General features: G+C 45.4%; 12 protein-coding genes. All 12 read right to left on the bottom strand.

Features of this window, described 5'->3' with window-relative positions:
* The 12 genes from B5F87_RS03660 to B5F87_RS03715 all read right to left on the bottom strand — a co-directional run bounded on the left by B5F87_RS03660 (window position 1) and on the right by B5F87_RS03715 (window position 17,373).
* Window positions 1-2,061, bottom strand: coding sequence for a serine/threonine-protein kinase (locus tag B5F87_RS03660; RefSeq protein ID WP_087276922.1), 2,061 nt, complete (start codon window positions 2,059-2,061; stop codon window positions 1-3).
* A 46-nt stretch (window positions 2,062-2,107) separates the two neighbouring features.
* A complete protein-coding gene (locus B5F87_RS03665) occupies window positions 2,108-3,007 on the bottom strand; it encodes an FHA domain-containing protein (protein ID WP_087276925.1) in 900 nt (299 codons plus the stop codon).
* Between the two features lie 85 nt (window positions 3,008-3,092).
* Entirely contained in the window at window positions 3,093-3,971 is an 879-nt protein-coding gene (locus B5F87_RS03670) for a protein phosphatase 2C domain-containing protein (protein ID WP_087276928.1), read from the bottom strand.
* Window positions 3,964-5,337 carry an FHA domain-containing serine/threonine-protein kinase gene (locus B5F87_RS03675; protein WP_087276931.1) on the bottom strand — a complete coding sequence of 458 codons (1,374 nt, stop codon included), beginning with the start codon at window positions 5,335-5,337 and terminating at the stop codon, window positions 3,964-3,966. The genes B5F87_RS03670 and B5F87_RS03675 overlap by 8 nt, the downstream gene beginning before the upstream one ends.
* A 5-nt stretch (window positions 5,338-5,342) precedes the next feature.
* On the bottom strand, window positions 5,343-7,085 hold the full coding sequence (locus B5F87_RS03680; protein WP_087276934.1) for an FHA domain-containing protein: 1,743 nt from the start codon (window positions 7,083-7,085) through the stop codon (window positions 5,343-5,345).
* A complete protein-coding gene (locus tag B5F87_RS03685; protein ID WP_087276937.1) occupies window positions 7,070-7,753 on the bottom strand; it encodes an FHA domain-containing protein in 684 nt (227 codons plus the stop codon). The genes B5F87_RS03680 and B5F87_RS03685 overlap by 16 nt, the downstream gene beginning before the upstream one ends.
* A 9-nt stretch (window positions 7,754-7,762) precedes the next feature.
* Window positions 7,763-8,494, bottom strand: a complete 732-nt coding sequence (locus B5F87_RS03690; protein WP_158096939.1) for a protein phosphatase 2C domain-containing protein — start codon at window positions 8,492-8,494, stop codon at window positions 7,763-7,765.
* Window positions 8,495-8,518: 24 nt separating this feature from the next.
* Window positions 8,519-10,855 carry an FHA domain-containing protein gene (locus B5F87_RS03695; RefSeq protein ID WP_087276943.1) on the bottom strand — a complete coding sequence of 779 codons (2,337 nt, stop codon included), beginning with the start codon at window positions 10,853-10,855 and terminating at the stop codon, window positions 8,519-8,521.
* A 74-nt stretch (window positions 10,856-10,929) separates the two neighbouring features.
* Entirely contained in the window at window positions 10,930-12,123 is a 1,194-nt protein-coding gene (locus tag B5F87_RS03700) for an FHA domain-containing protein (protein ID WP_087276946.1), read from the bottom strand.
* A gap of 15 nt (window positions 12,124-12,138) precedes the next feature.
* Window positions 12,139-14,166 (bottom strand): serine/threonine-protein kinase, encoded by a 2,028-nt coding sequence (locus tag B5F87_RS03705; RefSeq protein WP_087276949.1) that lies wholly within the window; start codon window positions 14,164-14,166, stop codon window positions 12,139-12,141.
* Window positions 14,167-14,184: 18 nt separating this feature from the next.
* Window positions 14,185-15,243, bottom strand: coding sequence for a DUF4234 domain-containing protein (locus B5F87_RS03710; RefSeq protein ID WP_087276952.1), 1,059 nt, complete (start codon window positions 15,241-15,243; stop codon window positions 14,185-14,187).
* Between the two features lie 66 nt (window positions 15,244-15,309).
* A complete protein-coding gene (locus B5F87_RS03715) occupies window positions 15,310-17,373 on the bottom strand; it encodes a leucine-rich repeat domain-containing protein (RefSeq protein ID WP_158096940.1) in 2,064 nt (687 codons plus the stop codon).
* Window positions 17,374-17,395 lie beyond the last annotated feature (22 nt).

Below are 17,395 nucleotides of genomic sequence, written 5' to 3' on the forward strand. Positions count from 1 at the left end.
TCACCCCGTCAATTTTCTTCCGTCAAGGGCGGAATCCATATGTTCCTCTTTTTTTCTTCCCGTGCCATCTGGCGCCGCATAAGCATATAAATTTCCCGATACGCCAGCTTTCTTCTGACCCATGTCGTCTTTCAGGAATTTCTTATATCCCCTCGGTTTATAACTGGAGCCGCTGAAAGAACAGTAGCGGTAAATACAATCCATCAGATAATTGATATCATCATAGTCATTATTGATATCCGGGTCGTAAAAACGGAATTCCATAATATATTCCTGCTCTCCGTTATTGGCTACCAGAATATATTCGGCATTCATCGGAGTAATATCGCTGCGGGAACCGGCGATAATGGAGCGAACAAAACCATTCTCATCCACCTTATCAGATATCAGATTATAGTTTACTTCGTCCATGCGATCAGAATAGATCTCGTAGTCCAGCTCGGCATTACGGATGGGATCGGTATATTCCAGATAGGAATCTTTGGAAAACTCCAGCTCCATCTGCGTATTCCCGCTACTGTCCACAAAGGAAAACGAGTACTCATTATATACATCATTGGCATAAGATGTATTAAATGTATATTTAGGATAACGAAAGCTATAACTGCCGTCCCCACTCACTGCTTCCGCATAAGCGGCAGTATTAAGACAGGAAGCAATATCCATCTGCGCATTATCCAGATACGGCATGGAGTTATATATGCCCTGACTTTCATCCCAGGCAGGATCATCTTCCGGCTCTGTCGCCGGTTCCGCTTCCGTGGTGGAAGCTGTAACCGCCGACTTTCCCTTCGTTGTGGCCGGTGGCGTTTCCTCCGTTGTGACCGATGACTCTTCTTCTGTTGTGACCGGTGGATTCTCTGACGTTGTATCACTCACCGATAAATTCTCATGTTCAGAAATGTCCTGCCCTGCATCAGAGTCCATTTGTACCTCATTGGTTTGTGTACGCATATTGTCGGCCGTAGTGTTATTGCTGCCCACAAGTGTCACAACCAAAACCAGCATGGCTGCCACCAGAAGACATCCTGATGCTGCCAGTATAGCGATTACACCAGTATTTTTTTGCTCTTTCGGCGGATTGGAATTCCCGGCGCCCGTATTGGAATGTGCTGGTATTGTCACTATAGTTTTATCGTTTCCTCCACCGAAATCATCTTTGCCGGAATTTCCGTTTCCGCAATTTCTGTACAGATTCCTCTGTAAATCACTCACCTTCTGATAACGGTCTTTCTGGAACACACTCAGTCCTTTCATCAGAGCATATTCCGTCTGAGGATCAATATCAGCGCCAAGCTCCGACGGTTTTTTTAATGTATCGCCCACCAGACGCTGTATAGCTTCCACCGGGGTAACGCCGGTGATACATTTATAGATGGTGGCGCACAGAGCATAGATATCTGTCCACGGTCCCTGCATACCATGGCTCCTGTATTGTTCCTCCGGCGCATACCCATATTTGAGGAGAATGGACATGCTTTTTTCTCCAAAAGCAGTATAGTCTCTCGCCGCTCCGAAATCCATCAGCTTCACCCTGTTATTCTGGAGGAGCATAATGTTGTCCGGACTGATATCCCGGTGAATCAGGCCGTTGGCATGAATGACTGCCAGAGCGTCCATGACCGGGCGCAATAATCCCAGAATATCTTCTGTAAGAAAAGTTCCATTTTGTTTCAGATAATCTTTCAAAGTGATACCATCCAGATATTCCATGACGATATATGCCGTATTATTCATCTCAAAGAAATCCATGACCCGGACAATTCCTTCTTCATCCTGAAACTTTGCCAGCATACGCGCTTCTTTGAGAAAGTCAGATTTTCCCCGCTGAAAAAAATCTGTATATTTTGTATGAAGTACCGTCAGCGTCGCATCATAGGCCGTATTTCTGGTGACAAAATTCTGCGGATAGTATTCCTTGATGGCCACTGACATCGCCAGCAGCTCATCGTATCCTAAATATGTAATTCCAAATCCGCCTTCACCAATCAGGCCCTGAATGACGTACCGGTCTTTCAGCCGTCTGCCTGGCTGTAACACGTGAACATACTCTGTCCCCAACTTTTTTCCCCTTTTCTCTAAGTTATTTCTTTATATTATTTCTCTGTTATTTCTCTTCTTCCTCTTTCTTGTTCTTCTCGATCTGGTCTTCCCAGTTGAACTGTTCACAGCAGCACGGCACAAACATCAGATCTGTATTCCCAATGGTCAGAATCTGATACGGCGCGATTTCTTCTACGCCCAGCACCACCTTGTCATTGAGGTAGAACAATTCTCTGGATGTTCCCGGCTGCACAAGAAACATTTTGCTCTTCGGGTCGTAAAGAATCACTGCATGACACTGCCTTGAGATACTCTTATCACCCGGGATAGATACGTCCATGGAAGAATCCCGGCCAATGAAATTCCTGCCGCTTTTTAAATTAAAGCTCCTGCCGAAGTCTTTTCCCCGGACGCAGACCAGCCAGCCCACCACCGGTTCCACAGCAATCTTTGGATTATTCAGATGAAAGAATCCCACAGTTTTCTCATCCATGTCCAGTCCCACGGTCGTTACCTGTGGATCAATCGGTCTCCTCTCAATATTGACCGGGCTCGTTGACTGATAACTCTGTCCGCCTCCTGCGCCTCGACCGCCATAATTTACCTGTCCCATGCCTTCCTGCGCACCGGTCAGCGGCTGCGTCTCCGCCGTATCGCTGGTATAATCTTCCGGAAATCTTCCGTGAATATCTCCATTTCGATGTCCTCCCACAGGATCGGCAAACACCGGCTCTGTGGCGTCGGACCTGCCGCCGCCCTGCGGCATATAAAAATCATTTTTTCCACCCAACGGCGCAGTGACGTCACCGCCGCCGCATTCCGCCATAGTTCCCTCTCCCATACCGGTCAACGGGACGGTGGATCCGGATTCTCCTCCGCCCATCCCGGCGCTGGCGCAATGCGGGCAGTGATCAAACTTATCTTTGTCGTAAAAATGTCCGTTGTTACATCTTGTCAGATTCATAATAAAAGTCCTCCTTTTGGTCTCTTAACTTTTCAGATATCTTTCCCGGTTTTTATACCGGCATATCCGTCTTGATTTTTGCTATTTATTTTCTTCTATAGGATAACAGGACGATGGACGTGTTATCCTGCGCTGTCGGAGAAGATACTCTGGCTTCCTCCTGCAGCTCCTGCAGAGTTTTCTCCAGATTAATGGGATTTTTTCGGATAATGGCCGCTATCTGTTCTTCACTGAGAGATTTGTAGAGACCATCGCTGCACAGGATAATAATATCCCCATCTATCAGTGGTATAGGAATGGGATTTGCATCCATGATACTGATATTTCCCATACCCAGGTAACTGATCAACGCTTCTCCTCTGGCTCCTTCCCGTAAGTAATCGCCCTGAGTGATTTCTCCCCTTCTGTACTGCTCATCCAGTATCAGATAATAATTATGTTCTCTGTTCATGGTCCTTAACTGGCCGTTTCGCAGAACATAGATTTTACTGTCGCCTACCGAGATAAACTGCATATATCCATCCACAACAGACACCGCGACCAGAGTCGTTCCCGCTGACATGGTCTCCCCCTGCGCGTTGGTCAATCCGGCAACAATCTCATCAATTTTGATAACCTCTTCGCAGAAGAAATTATAATAATCTTTCTGTCCGTAGCGAACCGCTTCAAAATCCTCCACAAAGGTCTGAAGCGCTGTCCGGCTGGCCATTTCCCCGCCTTCCAGACCGCCCATACCATCACAGACGATTCCCAATGCGCTGCCATCCGGTTCCACCGAGACATAACAGGAATCCTGCTGATTTTTCCTCGTTCCCACCACAGTGCTTAAACTTCCGGATACCATATATTCCAGCCCATTCGGATACTCCAGCCCCCGCAATAGCTGGGTGCTCTCTTCTTCTGTCAGCTGCTGTGTAATCTCCGTCGCAGCGTTTTCCCTGTTGTCTTCCAAATAATTATTCATATATTACTCCTAACTGAAATACACAGGCGTTAGCCACAGACACTATGCTTCCCGGCTGTACCGGAATGATTGCCGACGGCATACACCGCTTTCCATCAACATAAGTTCCGTTTACCGAATGATTATCCATCATATAAAACATTTGATTATAAGTATCATAAAAAATTTCCAAATGTTTTCTTCCCACCACCCGGGACGATATGACAATACTGTTGGAAGGCAATCTCCCTATACTTATCATAGTATTCACCGGAACAAAATACCGGTAGCCCTTCATGGAACCGGCCAAACCGTCCAGATACGGGCGAATCTTCTGTTCCAAAGTGTTTCCCGTTTTCTCCGGAGGGACAGACGGATCGTCCGGATCTATTGGCGTCGTTCTCAGATGTTCCCGGCACCGCTCTATATCAGCCATGAAATCTTTCATGGTCTGTGTCCTTTCGTTTACCTTAATGGCCAGCGCCCTCTCCAAAACCACGGATAATTCCTCATATTCCGTACCCAGAATATTTTCCAGCGGTTCAATGACCGCATTGCCGCCCAGACGATCCGGCGCGGCGGGCACTTTTTTGCCGGTGAGAACAAAATAAAAAGTAGCGGCCAGTGCATATACATCCGTATATTCTCCCTGTTTTCCTGCGCTGGAGTATTGTTCCGGAGGCGCATATCCCGGTTTCAGAATAACGGACAAATTCTGACTTTTCTGTCCGTGAATGTATTTTGCAGTGCCAAAATCAATAAGCTTTACATGATCATCTTTACTGATCATGATATTTTCCGGACTGATATCCCGATGAAATATATTGGCTTTCGTATGCACCTCATGGAGGCAAAACGCAATCTGATGAATAATCCCGTACGCGGTTTCAAAAGGCAAACGGCCGTTTTCCGACTGTGCCCGCAGACGTCCCAGTGTGATACCGTCAATATATTCCATAACAAAATAGGCGGTTCCGTTTTCCAGAAAACTGTCAAAAATATTTACTACCGAAGGAATGTGGTCCAAATTCCGGAGCAGATTGGCTTCCGCCATAAACTTATTTTTTCCGTATTCATAAATTTCTTCTTTTTCCCGGTTGGTGGATGTAAGGGTAATACCGTCATTACTTCGGACTGAATAGCCCAGAGGCACATATTCTTTAACGGCACATAGTTTTCTCCGTTTTCTATCCATCGCCTTATAGGTGATACCAAAACCTCCGCTTCCAAGAATGACTCCCGTCATATATCTGCCCCGGAGTAGTGCATTCACGGGAAGAGAAAGCAGATTATGCCTTTCGAATTCATCACAACCACAGTACGGACATACGGTTTCCCCATGTATTTTGGCAAAGCAATTGGGACAATATTCATAATCCATGGTCATACTTTTCACCACCTTATTGTCATAGCGACACTCCCTGCCTCAATGACGCCGCCATTCTGCACCGGCGTGCGTCCGGAAATCTTTTTGCCATTGATAAAGGTGCCGTTTTTGGACTCCAGGTCTGTCACATATACATTTCCCTTCTCCACTTCCAGGGCGAAATGTTGTTTGGACATGCTCAGATCGTCAAAATAAATATCACAGATGCTGGAACGTCCCACAATGGCGCTACCATTGATTCTTGCCTGCATCTGACGGCTTTCTGACGCAATACCGCTTATCAACAAAAGAATATCCTTTGTGGAAGATTCATCATTTTTCACATGCTGCTTCTGTTCGAGATTGGAGCCCAGCACCATCTTATTTTCCATAACCATGATGCCATTATGTCTTTTGATAATAAAATAAATCACTCCGATAATCACAAGCACCACTGCCGCCAGAATAACTGCCCAGAATCTGCCCAGTTTCCCGTAAATAGCCATCAGCAGCCCCTGCCCCTCCAGATTGCCCGTCCAGACATCAGACAGCGAATTCTCCTCATTGGTGTTATCCGTGATATTTATTGTACTGATCTCATATTTTCCTTTGACAAGATTGTCATTTAAGATCAGAGTCGCCTGATATTCTCCGTTGTCCACCGTATAGGCCGCCTCAGAAACGGTATAAACCTGCCTGCCTTCCCGCAGAATTGAATAATTTCCTTTATTATCCGCATTCCGCACATCCTCACTGAAATGAATCACCAGTGTTCTGGCATTCTCTCCCTTTTGCTCCACTTCCAGAATCTCCGGGCTGTCCGTATCTTCGACCGCCTTCGACAGATATACATTTTCTTTTTTGACAGTCTGTTCCCCAACCGTTACTTCCAGCACTTTGCTCTCATCATACATTTTGTTGGAAGAAGATTGAAAAAACACCACCGTCTCATCCAGGAGTTTCTCTGAAAGCGGCAGCAATATCTGTCCGCTTTCTTTCTCATTTAATATCCGGAACTCGCCTCCGGTTTTGCGCAGGAACACTCCCATATCGTCCTGCACTGTATCCTTCACCGTATCCGGGCAATAGCCATACAATGGGATTCCTTCTTCCTGCAGCGCCAGCAGAGATTCTTCTTCCGAAGTGCTACCGCCCACATTCTTGATTTCCTGCCAGTCTGTGAGAATAATTCCCACATGCCGCATCCTCATCTCAGCGCTCCGATTCTCAGAAACTTCCTGCTCTCTGTCTTCCTGCGCCTGAGAGGCCAGGTAACTGATCCCTTCGTACAAATGTGTTTTCTTTTCCTGGGTTAATCCATTGATTTTCTCCTGGACAACATTGCTGCTTTCTCCTCCCTGGAGAATCGCCTTTACTTTTTGCCCAAAGGTAATGACCTCCATGCTGTCCTGTTCCCGAAGATTCTCCGACAGACCAATGACTGCTTCTTTCATCGCTCTGAACTGTTCATCAGAAATGGAAGTGGAGATATCAAGCAGCACATAGTAGCGGATCCCCTGTCCGCACTCAGACATCTTCTGCACTTTTTTTACAGATAAGGTGGTATCTGTCCCGTCAATTTTACCTGCCACAGAAGAGGCATCCGGCGTCTCTGTTCCCTCCATTCGGAGATACGCTGTAAATTCCGGCAGATATGCATCCGTCTGCGTGACAGTCGCTGTATTTTCTCTGCCGTATCCTGTCTCCGGAAGAATCATCATCAAACAAAACAATAGGATTTTTGCCCATTTCTTTATTTTTCTTCCCATGTGCGTTCTCCTTCACAAAAACCTATGAATACAAACTTGTTTTCTCCTATGTCTATCTCGTCTCCGGAGCACAGCTGTTTTGCCTCCCGCACCATTTCCCCTTTAAAGTAAGTGAGCGTCCCGTTTCCCGGCGTCACAAAGGTCTGATTGGATTTTTTATCATAAACGATGGAACAGTGGTTGTCCCTTGATACACTCAAATCTCCCTCCAGAACCACATCCATGGACGGATTTCTTCCTATTCTGTTAAATCCGGCCTTCAACCGGTAATCTTTTCCACGGTTTTTGCCAATGACGCACACCAGCCAGCCCACCACCGGCTCCAGACCGCTTTCCGGCAGCTGATACCGCACAGTAAGTTGATCATCATCCTTTGATTGCTGTCTTCTGGCCATCTTCTGTACCTGCCGCATTTCCGGTGTAATTTCTTTTTCCAGATGCTCTTTGGGCGGTTTTGCTATATTTCCGGATACATCCGGAGTCTTTCGGAAACGTTTACTCCCGCCAAAAAGATATTTAGCAACAGTGACCATGGTGTCCAGATCTTCAACTTTGGAACTATTTTTGGCTTTCTTCTCTTCCTGCCCGGCCACTTTACAATGGGGACAGGACGCAAACTTATCCGCATCATAAAAATGTCCGTTTTCACATTTGATAATTTTGCTCATATTCTCCCCTTATTTCCGAATCCAGACTGCCACCGCAGAGTAGTTATCCATGTTCGTTCCTTTTCCGTTGGCAGAAACAATACGCTCCATCCGGCGCAGCCAATCCCTCACATCCGAAGCTTTCTTTAAACACGCTTCCATCTGATTCTCCGTGATATTCTCCCAGAATCCATCGGAGCAGAGTAAAAAAGACTGCCTTTCTCCCACCGGAATCTTCGATGAAAGCTGATACTGAGGACTGTCCCATTCCATGCCCATGACGCGGAGCAGCCGGTTTCTGTCCGGATGATGCCGGATTTCTTTCTCTCTGATCTCACCGGCATTGACCAGCATCTGCGGTACGCTGTGGTCCAGAGTCCTTTCTGCCATGCGGTTATTCTCAAAATAGTACAAGCGGGAATCTCCAACATGCCCCCACCGGATTACCCCGCCGCAGACGGACAACAGCACAAGAGTGCTCTTTAAATCTTCTTTGGCATTTTCCGTCTGCTGTTTCTCCATCAGCCTCTCCTGACTGATTTCAAAACAGCGCATCAGACAGTCCTTTTCCCGATAGCCGCTGCGGAAAACTTCCTCTGACACTTCTTTGATAAGCGCTGACGCATCTTCTCCTCTTCCGTGTCCTCCCAGACCATCCGCCAGAATAAAAAGCCCGGTTTCCGGTCCGATGTTGACAAACCCCACACTATCTTCATTAATCTGTCTTTCGCCCACTTCGGATATTTGTGCAAATGTAATCATAACCATAACCTCCTGCTTATCTTCTTACCGGTCCTTCGATACGCTGCGCAGACTGATCACGCTGCAAATTCCCAGCACAACCACAAAGGCAGCCATTATCAACCATGTCCGGGCCAGATGATCCCATCCATATTCAAACAGCGGGTCCGCATTGAAATGAATCTGTTGATACACATGTTTAAGATTATTCAGATTCACTACATTACCAAGACTTTCCACCGACCAGCGGCTCACCGTAAAGTAAGAAATTATCTGGGAAGCTCCGTCAAGGCTGAACAAAATTCCTGAAAACAGAAGCTGGATAATCAGTAAAAACGGGCTCACCGCCATGGCACGGTCTCCGTTTTTCATCACCGAAGAGACGAGCAGTCCCATGGCCGAAGAAGCGTAGATGGTCAGCCACATGGTGATAAATATCTCCACAGCTCCCGGAAGCACCACGCCTTCTGACGGTACATTTCCCATCAGGAGTAGAAAAAGTCCCACAAAAATAACCGTCTGCAAAAATGAAACTAAAAACTGCATCACATACTTTGACAATACATAAGCAGAAAGACGCAGGTTGGACATATATTCTCTCTTTAGAATCGCCCTCTCCTTACATATTTCCTGAATGGTATTAAATATGCCAATCCAGATACCGGAACAGCTGAACGTAAACAAAATCTGCTTTGTCGGCTCAAACACCTCAAATACATCATCGTCAGATACCAATCTGATAAGGATAGCGATAAGCACCGGTTGAAGCAAAAGGAGCATCAACCTTGGCACATCATTTCTTATCAATTCTCCATATCTCTTTGTCAGCACAGAGAGCTGACGGAAAAACGATTTTCTCTTCGTTTTTCGGATACCTTCCTCCTGCTCTTCCGGCAGCGGCGCCGGCTCATTAAACCTTTTAAACTGCTCCGCCCAGGAATCCGTATCTTCTTCCAGAATATTATATATTTCTATAAGACTGTCTGTCCCAAAGAACATCTTCGCTTCCTCCGGCGTTCCCATGAAAGCCAGCGTTCCGTTTTTTCCCATGAAAATGATTTTGTCACAGAGATCCAGACTCTGAGTCGTATGGGTGACCATGACAATCGTCTTGCCCTGGGTCTTTGAGAGCCGGTTTAATACCCGCATCAATTTCTGTTCTGTACCCGGATCCAGTCCCGACGTCGGTTCATCCAGGAAAAACATGCCCGGATCCGCCAACAGCTCCACAGCGATACTGGCCCTTTTCTTCTGACCGCCGCTTAAATCCCGAATCATCGTATTCTGATGTTCTGTCAGTTCCACCAGATGAAGGACTTCCCCAATGCGGTCAGATATTTCTTTCCGTGACGTCCCGTCAGGCATTTTCATCTTTGCTGTGTAATAAAGCATCTTTTTTAAAGACAGATTTTCAAAGACAATATCCTCCTGGGGCACATAGCCGATAATATTTTTCAGCACATTATAGTTTCTTTTCAGGGAGATGCCGTTATAATATACATCTCCTTCATACTCTTTATCATAACCGCCCAAAGTTTTCAGCAGGGTGGATTTACCTGCTCCTGATCCTCCCACAATCGCCACAAATTCATTTTTCTCAATACTACAACTCACATGAGAAAGAATCTGTTTCTTTCCGTGATTGACCTTTTTGACCAGATCCCGCATGGTAAGCTGGATACCGTCAGTCTCCGTCTGACATATGAGCGTATCACAGGAATAGATGATCATATTTCCCGCAATCTGTATCACATCTTTTTCCCGAATCTCACTGACTCCATTTACCGGAATCCCATTGACAAAAACACCGTTGACGCTGTTTAAATCCTCTACAAAACAGCCCCCTCCTTCTCTGTATACACGGGCGTGCCGTTTGGATACCGCCGGATGATTCAACACAATATCACAATCTTTGCTTCGCCCGATGATATACTGTTCCTGAAAAACAGGAAACTTTTTATATTTCTGGTCGTTCTGCTTATCTACAAATATAAGAAGAACCGCCTCTTTATTTTTTTCTGTTTTTCTTCCGTCCCCGCCCATCAGAAACATCGCGCCTTCTTTCAGCGGACCGAAATATTTGTTGACCTTTATCCTGACAAAACCGCCATGGTACATTACGCAGGTTCCGTTGGTGCTGCCGATGTCAGCCAGATACACCTTTCCGTTTTCTATTTTTATCTTGCCATGGACGGCTGAAACCAGAGGAGACTGAACGGTGATATCTGCTTTCTCCGGATTTCTGCCGATAAACAGACGGCTTTTTTCATATTGATACAGGGGAACTTCCCTCACCCCTTCCGAGGGACTCAAAATCAGCAGAGCCGGATTCTTTACCCTGCTTTGCACATACTGTCCCACATCCATATATTCTGTTTCCATATGTTCTTCCTGATTTTCTCCTTCTCACATTCTGTGCCGCATCTATGCATCTTTTCTGAGCACATGATTTTTTCTCATAAAAGTCTGAATTCATCTTCTTTGTCTACCCGGAAAATCGTTCCGTGGGGCAGATGATATCGTTTTCCCTGCTCCAGCAGCTGCCCTCCGGAAAGGAAAGTACCATTCAGAGAACAATTCACTATCACGTATTTATCCTCCACTGCATCGTAATATATCTCACAGTGCTTCCGGCTGACCTTTGGATTACTGAGAATCAGATTAGATTTCTCCCGGCTGCGGCCTAAAACTATTTTTTCTCCGTTCATCATAACGATTTCCGCTCCGGCATATTCACCCCGAAGACCAATCAGTCTTCCTTTTCTTTGTCCGGTTCTCTGGGTCGGATCATCCATCATCCCGTTGCGCGGACGATTGGGAGCCGCCCATCCCGGTTCTTTTTCAAAAACTGTAGAGTCGCTCCATGTCTGTATAATTCTTTCTGGTTTTTCCGTATTCTCTTTCCCTGATTTCAGGACTTCTTCTTTGTAGACCGCATCCGGCACTATGTTCTCCGGTAAATCAGCTTTTCCGCCTCCTGATACCGGAATAATCCGTTTTTCTGTCTTTTCTTTCCATAACTTCGACAGAATAATATCTTCCGCCAGGAGAATTAAGATCACAACAAGCAATATATAGTAGCCGACACTGCCGGAAATTCTTATTTCCACAGTGTTTTGGAGAATATCATTGATTGTATCCCCATAAAAAGATGAGACGTCCATATAAACCGCAGATGGTCCCCGGCCAATCTCTGCCAGAATCTGCCCGGATATTTCCTCCACAAAGTCATTTATCACACCCTGCACTGCCCGGCTTACACCATACCATCCGCCTCCCATACTGATAATGGACAGTAACGGGAAAGCAATCTGCCACCATGGCATCTTCCCTTTCCGCAAATGAAGCAAATGCAGGATTCCCGATGCCACCAGCAAAAGAATCGGCACACAAAGTGCAAACACCGCCAAAATACAAAAATATTTCTTCAGATCAGTAAAGAGCGGCAAAAGCTCATCAATCTTCATATATTCTGCAGGATCAGTAAAAAATGCAGCCAAGAGCCTGATGCCATTGAAAGAAATCACATCCAGAGTCTGATTCAAGGCCGGAATGGAAAGTTCATACTTGATAAACGGCAGAAAAAAAACAACAAAAGATAAAATAGCCAGCACACTGTATTGTACGGCAATGATTTTCTTTGGTTTCATAACAGCAATCCCCTCCTATTTCTCCGGCGTACATTGATCCAGATACTGTGTAAATTGTGTTTTTCCATCCTCTTCACTGACAGAAGAAGCCAGACTCAGCACCCATATATTGGTGAAAGATTCCACTGCGTCTCTGTTGACCGGAAGCACATCTTCCTGGAAAGAAGATAAGTAAGCGGCCTGACTGTTGATAATGTACTGGGCAAAATCTTCCGCAATCATCCGGGCCTGAATATGGGCATCCTCGGAGATACTGAGGTAATTGCACATTTTTGCTGTCATCTGCACTTTTTCCGCCGGATACAGGATATCCGTCTCCACATTGGAAGTATTGGTTACCAACGCCTTATAATCTGCCCAGTCCGTAATGTAATATCCAAGGGTATTGTCAGTCATCTGCTGTATGCCCGTTTCACTGTCCACCGTCTGCGATGCATCCACTGACAACGCTTCCGCCTGTGCCGCCACGCTGTCCTTTATCTTATAAACGGCTGCATTGCCCTTTTTCTTCCGCTTCGGTTTTAAATCTAAATCCCCGGCGCTCTGGACCGGACCGCTCATCTTAACTCCGACTTTGGTATTCTCCACAATCAGCGGTACGGAAAAATTCAGCGGCAGACATTTCTGGTTGGCTTCCGTCTTATAAAATTCGGAGAGATAATAAAAATTGTGTTCCAGATCCCCCAGCTTTTCGACAACCGGTTTCTGAAGATTCTCCGCCATTCCCATCTCTTCTTCTGAAAATGTATCACTGAAAAAGAGAACTGCTCCCTCTTCTTTTCCTGCATCGGCCAGTACTTCTTCTTTATAAGAATCATCCGGCACCGCCACAATGGTGATATCCTCCCCATCATTATCCATCTCAAAATCCTGCTCAATGGTTTTGTAGTAGTCCACCTGGCTCTCCGGCACATAGAAATTCACATTGCCTTTGTAATTGCTGACTCTGAGCAGTCTGGTATGATTGACAACTCCATAATAAAGCCCCCCTGCGATCGCCGCGACACCCACAAAGGCGACAACGGCCGCAATTCTGCTTAACCGACGGCGCTTTTTGATCTCTACCTGATAGGAAGTGACAGTTTTTTTGCCTTCCAGCGCATCTTTCATATCCCTTATTGTCTGAAAACGATACTCCGGAGACAGGGCCATGGCTTTTAAAATGATCGTATTGACATCATCCGGCAGATCCGGCTCCAGCTCTTTTGGCTCTTTTAGCGTATCTTCCATCATGCGGTTCAACGATTCCTCCGGCATCGCCCCTGTCACGGCCCGATACATGCAGGCTCCCACCGCATACACATCGGTAAATGGGCCCTGCCTGCTCTTTCCCCGGTACTGCTCCGGCGGCGCGTATCCCGGTTTCAATACAATGGAACGGGTCTCTTCTTTTTTGGAATCAGAAAATCTTGCAGCGCCAAAGTCTATCAGTTTCATCCGGTTACCCGTACAGAGGAAAATATTATCCGGGCTCACATCACGATGGATAATATTGTGTTTGTGCATTTCCTCCAGCGCATCCATGATGGGAAGCATCACTTCCAACATTTCTTCACAACTCAATTTTCCTTCATTTTGGAGAAGATAAGTTTTCAGAGAAATGCCATCCAACAATTCCATAACGATATAAGCCGTATTATTTTCTTCAAAGAAATCAAAAAGGCTCACGATGTTAGGATGGGAAAAAGCCGCCATATTCCTTGCTTCCAGCAGATATCTCTCCAGTCCCGCTTCAAAAATCTCCTGACTTTTTCCGGAATATACGATAACGTCCCGTTGTCCCGGCGTCCGGTTTACAAGACCGCTGGGAAAATATTCCTTGATGGCGACCGCCTGTTCCATGTGGGCGTCCCACACCCGGTAGATAATGCCAAAGCCGCCATATCCAACTACAGTTCCTACAATATATTTTCCATGAAGTATCTCTCCCGGGTGCAGGTGATACAATTCCTTCGGCGGCGTTCCCTCCACGAAACCACAGTGGGGACATACCTCGTAAACAGCATCGTACTCTTTAAAACAATTCAAACAACGTTTTTGCATATGTATTCTCTCTTCCTCTCACAGAAGCTGAATGGATTCTGTTGACTGACCCAGGGTCAGCACCGCACCCACCGGCTGTTTTACTTCCTGTTCCTTTGGCAGTTTTCCTGTTTTGGAGCTTATGGTTCCGTTGGTGGACATATCTTTCACAAAATATTCACCTTTTCCGCCTACTGCCCGATAGGCAATCGAAAGGTGTACTCTGGATACTTTTTCCGATGAACAGATCAAATCGCACTTACTTGGCTCTCTTCCAATCACAATATTCTCCCCCGGCTTTAAACGGATTTCGCTACCAGCGTACTGCCCGCTCAACATACGCACCTTACCGTCCATCGGTTTCACCTGTTTAAGATCACCATTTCCATTACCACCTTTCAGTTTGTCCCGGTGCCTGTCACATACGATGAATGTTCCGTTATAGGTTTCCCGGTTAAAAGCAGCGCTTAAGATATTGATATCATGGTAAAATAGATAATAACCGGCTGCATCCAATACTATTCCCGCCAAAATAAATAAGAGAGCAAAAATACGCAGAGCGATCTCACCGCCGCTTTCTCCCCGCAGGGCAAACACCAGGAAATTGTCGGCAACAGCACCAAGATAGGCAATAAAGAAAATAACTCCCACGATTTTACATGCTAGGCCCGCTATAATAAAAATAAATGCTTTCTTGGTTTCACTTTCAAATTGGTTGCTGATTTTATAGCTTCTGCCAATTTCAATCATTCTGGCTTCCTGACGATACACCCAGTACAGCCCATAGATTCCCAGTGTAACTGACGTCAGCAAATCCACAATGACAAAATTCTGAGATTTATTTGATCTGTCCCCATTCTCTTTCAGACCACAGGCCATATTCAGATTATGGATAGCCTCACATCTTAAATATTTCAAATAGATTGACGCTACAATCATGGCTATCACATATATCCAGGAAATCGCAGTTAAAGCCATAGTGGCCCCCAAACTGTTTACCAATCCAAGAATCAACGTCATAATAAACATAAATGCCGTAGAACCCACCACGAGACCTGCATAGGCCAGGTAATTCAACTTTTCATTTAACTTTCCCATTTTTTCTCCCTTTTGTATGACGCGGTATTGTTATCAGGCAATGGCCGCGACATATATGATGTGATTTTATTTTCTTTTTATCTTTATGCCTTCCGCATTCGCTTTTTTTACAAACTTGCAATTATTTGCCTTTTTGCTGGCACATCGGATCACAGCTTTCTTGCCAGCAGAATAAAACATATATTTTCCTGCCTTTTTTATGTTGCCGTTTACCTTCACAGTTTTCAGCTTCTTACAGCCATAAAAGCAATAATCGCCCATTTCCTTCACGGTTGATGGAAGATTGATACTTTTCAATTTTTTACAGCCATAGAATGCAGATTTTCCAATGCTGGTCACTCCTTTCCGGAGCGTCAGTTTCTTCAGTGATTTACAATTTCCAAAGGCGAAAAAGTTGATTTCCTTCACATTTTTCATGGAAACTTTTTTCAGCTTCCCACACCCGGCAAAAGCATACTGTCCCACGGACAACTTTGCTTTTTTGCCGCCTTTAATCTGTACTGATTCCAGATTCTTAAAATAAGCAAAGGCTCCTCTTCCAATACGGGTAACGCCGCTCTCAATGACAATCTTTTTCGTCTTTTCCGCATAGGCGTCCATACCGCCATAGCTGCTCTTACGTCCCGCCGAGGCGTCTTCCTCCAGAGTTTTCGTATTCTGACAGGATAAGTCCGTCATGGCTCCCTTCCCGGATATTGTCAATACGCCGTCTTTGTAGCGGTATGTAACATCGTCGCCGCATTTCCCTTCACTGGCAGTAGACGGGGTTTCCGGAACCGGCGTGGACGGAGCCGGGACAGATGGCTTTGGCGTCTCCACCGTCGGATCACCCGGCGTTGGTTTGGAGAGACCTGTTACCGGGGCGGATGGGATAGATGGTTTTGCAGTCACTTCAATTTTTATCGGTATCGGATTATAATTAATTGCATTGTTATCCGCGTAATTGACGTAAAATGTATATGGCCCACCTGCAGCACCCACTGGAGTATTCAAATTATCAACAAAAGTAAATCCTGTTACAAGCTGATCTTTCACATCCTCCAGCGTACTTCCTTCCTGTACTTTCAAGATTTTTTCTCTTTCTTCCGTCGGGTAAGCGTCTTCTGAAATATTTGTCGGGATTACCTTCACATTAATATAAAATGGCAGTTCCTTATAATAAGTAACTTGCTGCTCTACTTCTGTCCTCTTTGGCTTGTACGTAAAATCTTTATATTTATAATAATCATTTTGGACATTCCAAATATTAACCACATCACTAAACATATAACCATAATTTGACAAGCAAAAATCATCCTTGATAAAGGCTTCGATAATACCTTTTGGAGTTATCCCTTCTTCACAATATTCACAGGAAACAAAATCCTTCCACCCTTCTCCAAGATAGATGGCACATAAAAATCCGGTGTCATCTGATTGCCCCATAATATCTTCCTCGGGCACCATGGTTTCATTAACAATAACAGGTAATTTATCCGCATCATCCGTTTCTTTTTCATCTGCATCTGTCTCACCTATCGATGCGTTTGGTCGCAATTCATATTCTTCTGACACCAACAGAGAAGTTTCCGATGATAGATTCAAACGCACCAATCCGTAATTCTCTATAATTTTAGTCACATTTGAATTCGTTTCAGTTTCATCCGTTCCAATCCGCACAGTTCCACTGATAATGTTTATCTGTGCTCCGTTTGCGATGGACACCACCTTGACCTCTAATTTCTGTCCTTCTTCCTGTGTCCCTTCACCCATCTTTTTATTGAACTTTCCATTTACATCGACATTTTCATCTGCATTATTGTCTGTCCCTTCATCGTTTTCGTCGTCAATTTCCCCTTTAATCGTAACATCACAGTATATGTTCAACACAGCGCCTTCTTCTAGTGTGAGCGTTCCATTGATGGTTACTGGGTTACCCTCTTCGATAATAGCCTTCACACCTGTTGCAATTGTCAAGTCTTGATATCCATTCTCCACATTTGGAATGACCCCGTCTTCTTCAACTCTCTTGACGTTTTCAGCCATATCGGTCGGCGTACCGTTTTCCGCCGCTTCCACTTCTTCCTGTCCCAGGCCGGAAAACAAAATTCCGACCACAAGAAGCAGAAAAAACATACATACTTTTCTCATCTTTCTCATCTCCTTTGTTGTT

It is taken from the genome of Eubacterium sp. An3 (assembly GCF_002159465.1).
Taxonomy (GTDB): domain Bacteria; phylum Bacillota; class Clostridia; order Lachnospirales; family Lachnospiraceae; genus Anaerobutyricum; species Anaerobutyricum stercoris.

Coding starts and splice junctions, on each gene's coding strand:
- B5F87_RS03665 (WP_087276925.1), bottom strand. CDS start 3,007: ATGAATCTGACAAGATGTAACAACGGACATTTTTACGACAAAGATAAG.
- B5F87_RS03670 (WP_087276928.1), bottom strand. CDS start 3,971: ATGAATAATTATTTGGAAGACAACAGGGAAAACGCTGCGACGGAGATT.
- B5F87_RS03675 (WP_087276931.1), bottom strand. CDS start 5,337: ATGACCATGGATTATGAATATTGTCCCAATTGCTTTGCCAAAATACAT.
- B5F87_RS03680 (WP_087276934.1), bottom strand. CDS start 7,085: ATGGGAAGAAAAATAAAGAAATGGGCAAAAATCCTATTGTTTTGTTTG.
- B5F87_RS03685 (WP_087276937.1), bottom strand. CDS start 7,753: ATGAGCAAAATTATCAAATGTGAAAACGGACATTTTTATGATGCGGAT.
- B5F87_RS03690 (WP_158096939.1), bottom strand. CDS start 8,494: ATGATTACATTTGCACAAATATCCGAAGTGGGCGAAAGACAGATTAAT.
- B5F87_RS03695 (WP_087276943.1), bottom strand. CDS start 10,855: ATGGAAACAGAATATATGGATGTGGGACAGTATGTGCAAAGCAGGGTA.
- B5F87_RS03700 (WP_087276946.1), bottom strand. CDS start 12,123: ATGAAACCAAAGAAAATCATTGCCGTACAATACAGTGTGCTGGCTATT.
- B5F87_RS03705 (WP_087276949.1), bottom strand. CDS start 14,166: ATGCAAAAACGTTGTTTGAATTGTTTTAAAGAGTACGATGCTGTTTAC.
- B5F87_RS03710 (WP_087276952.1), bottom strand. CDS start 15,243: ATGGGAAAGTTAAATGAAAAGTTGAATTACCTGGCCTATGCAGGTCTC.
- B5F87_RS03715 (WP_158096940.1), bottom strand. CDS start 17,373: ATGAGAAAAGTATGTATGTTTTTTCTGCTTCTTGTGGTCGGAATTTTG.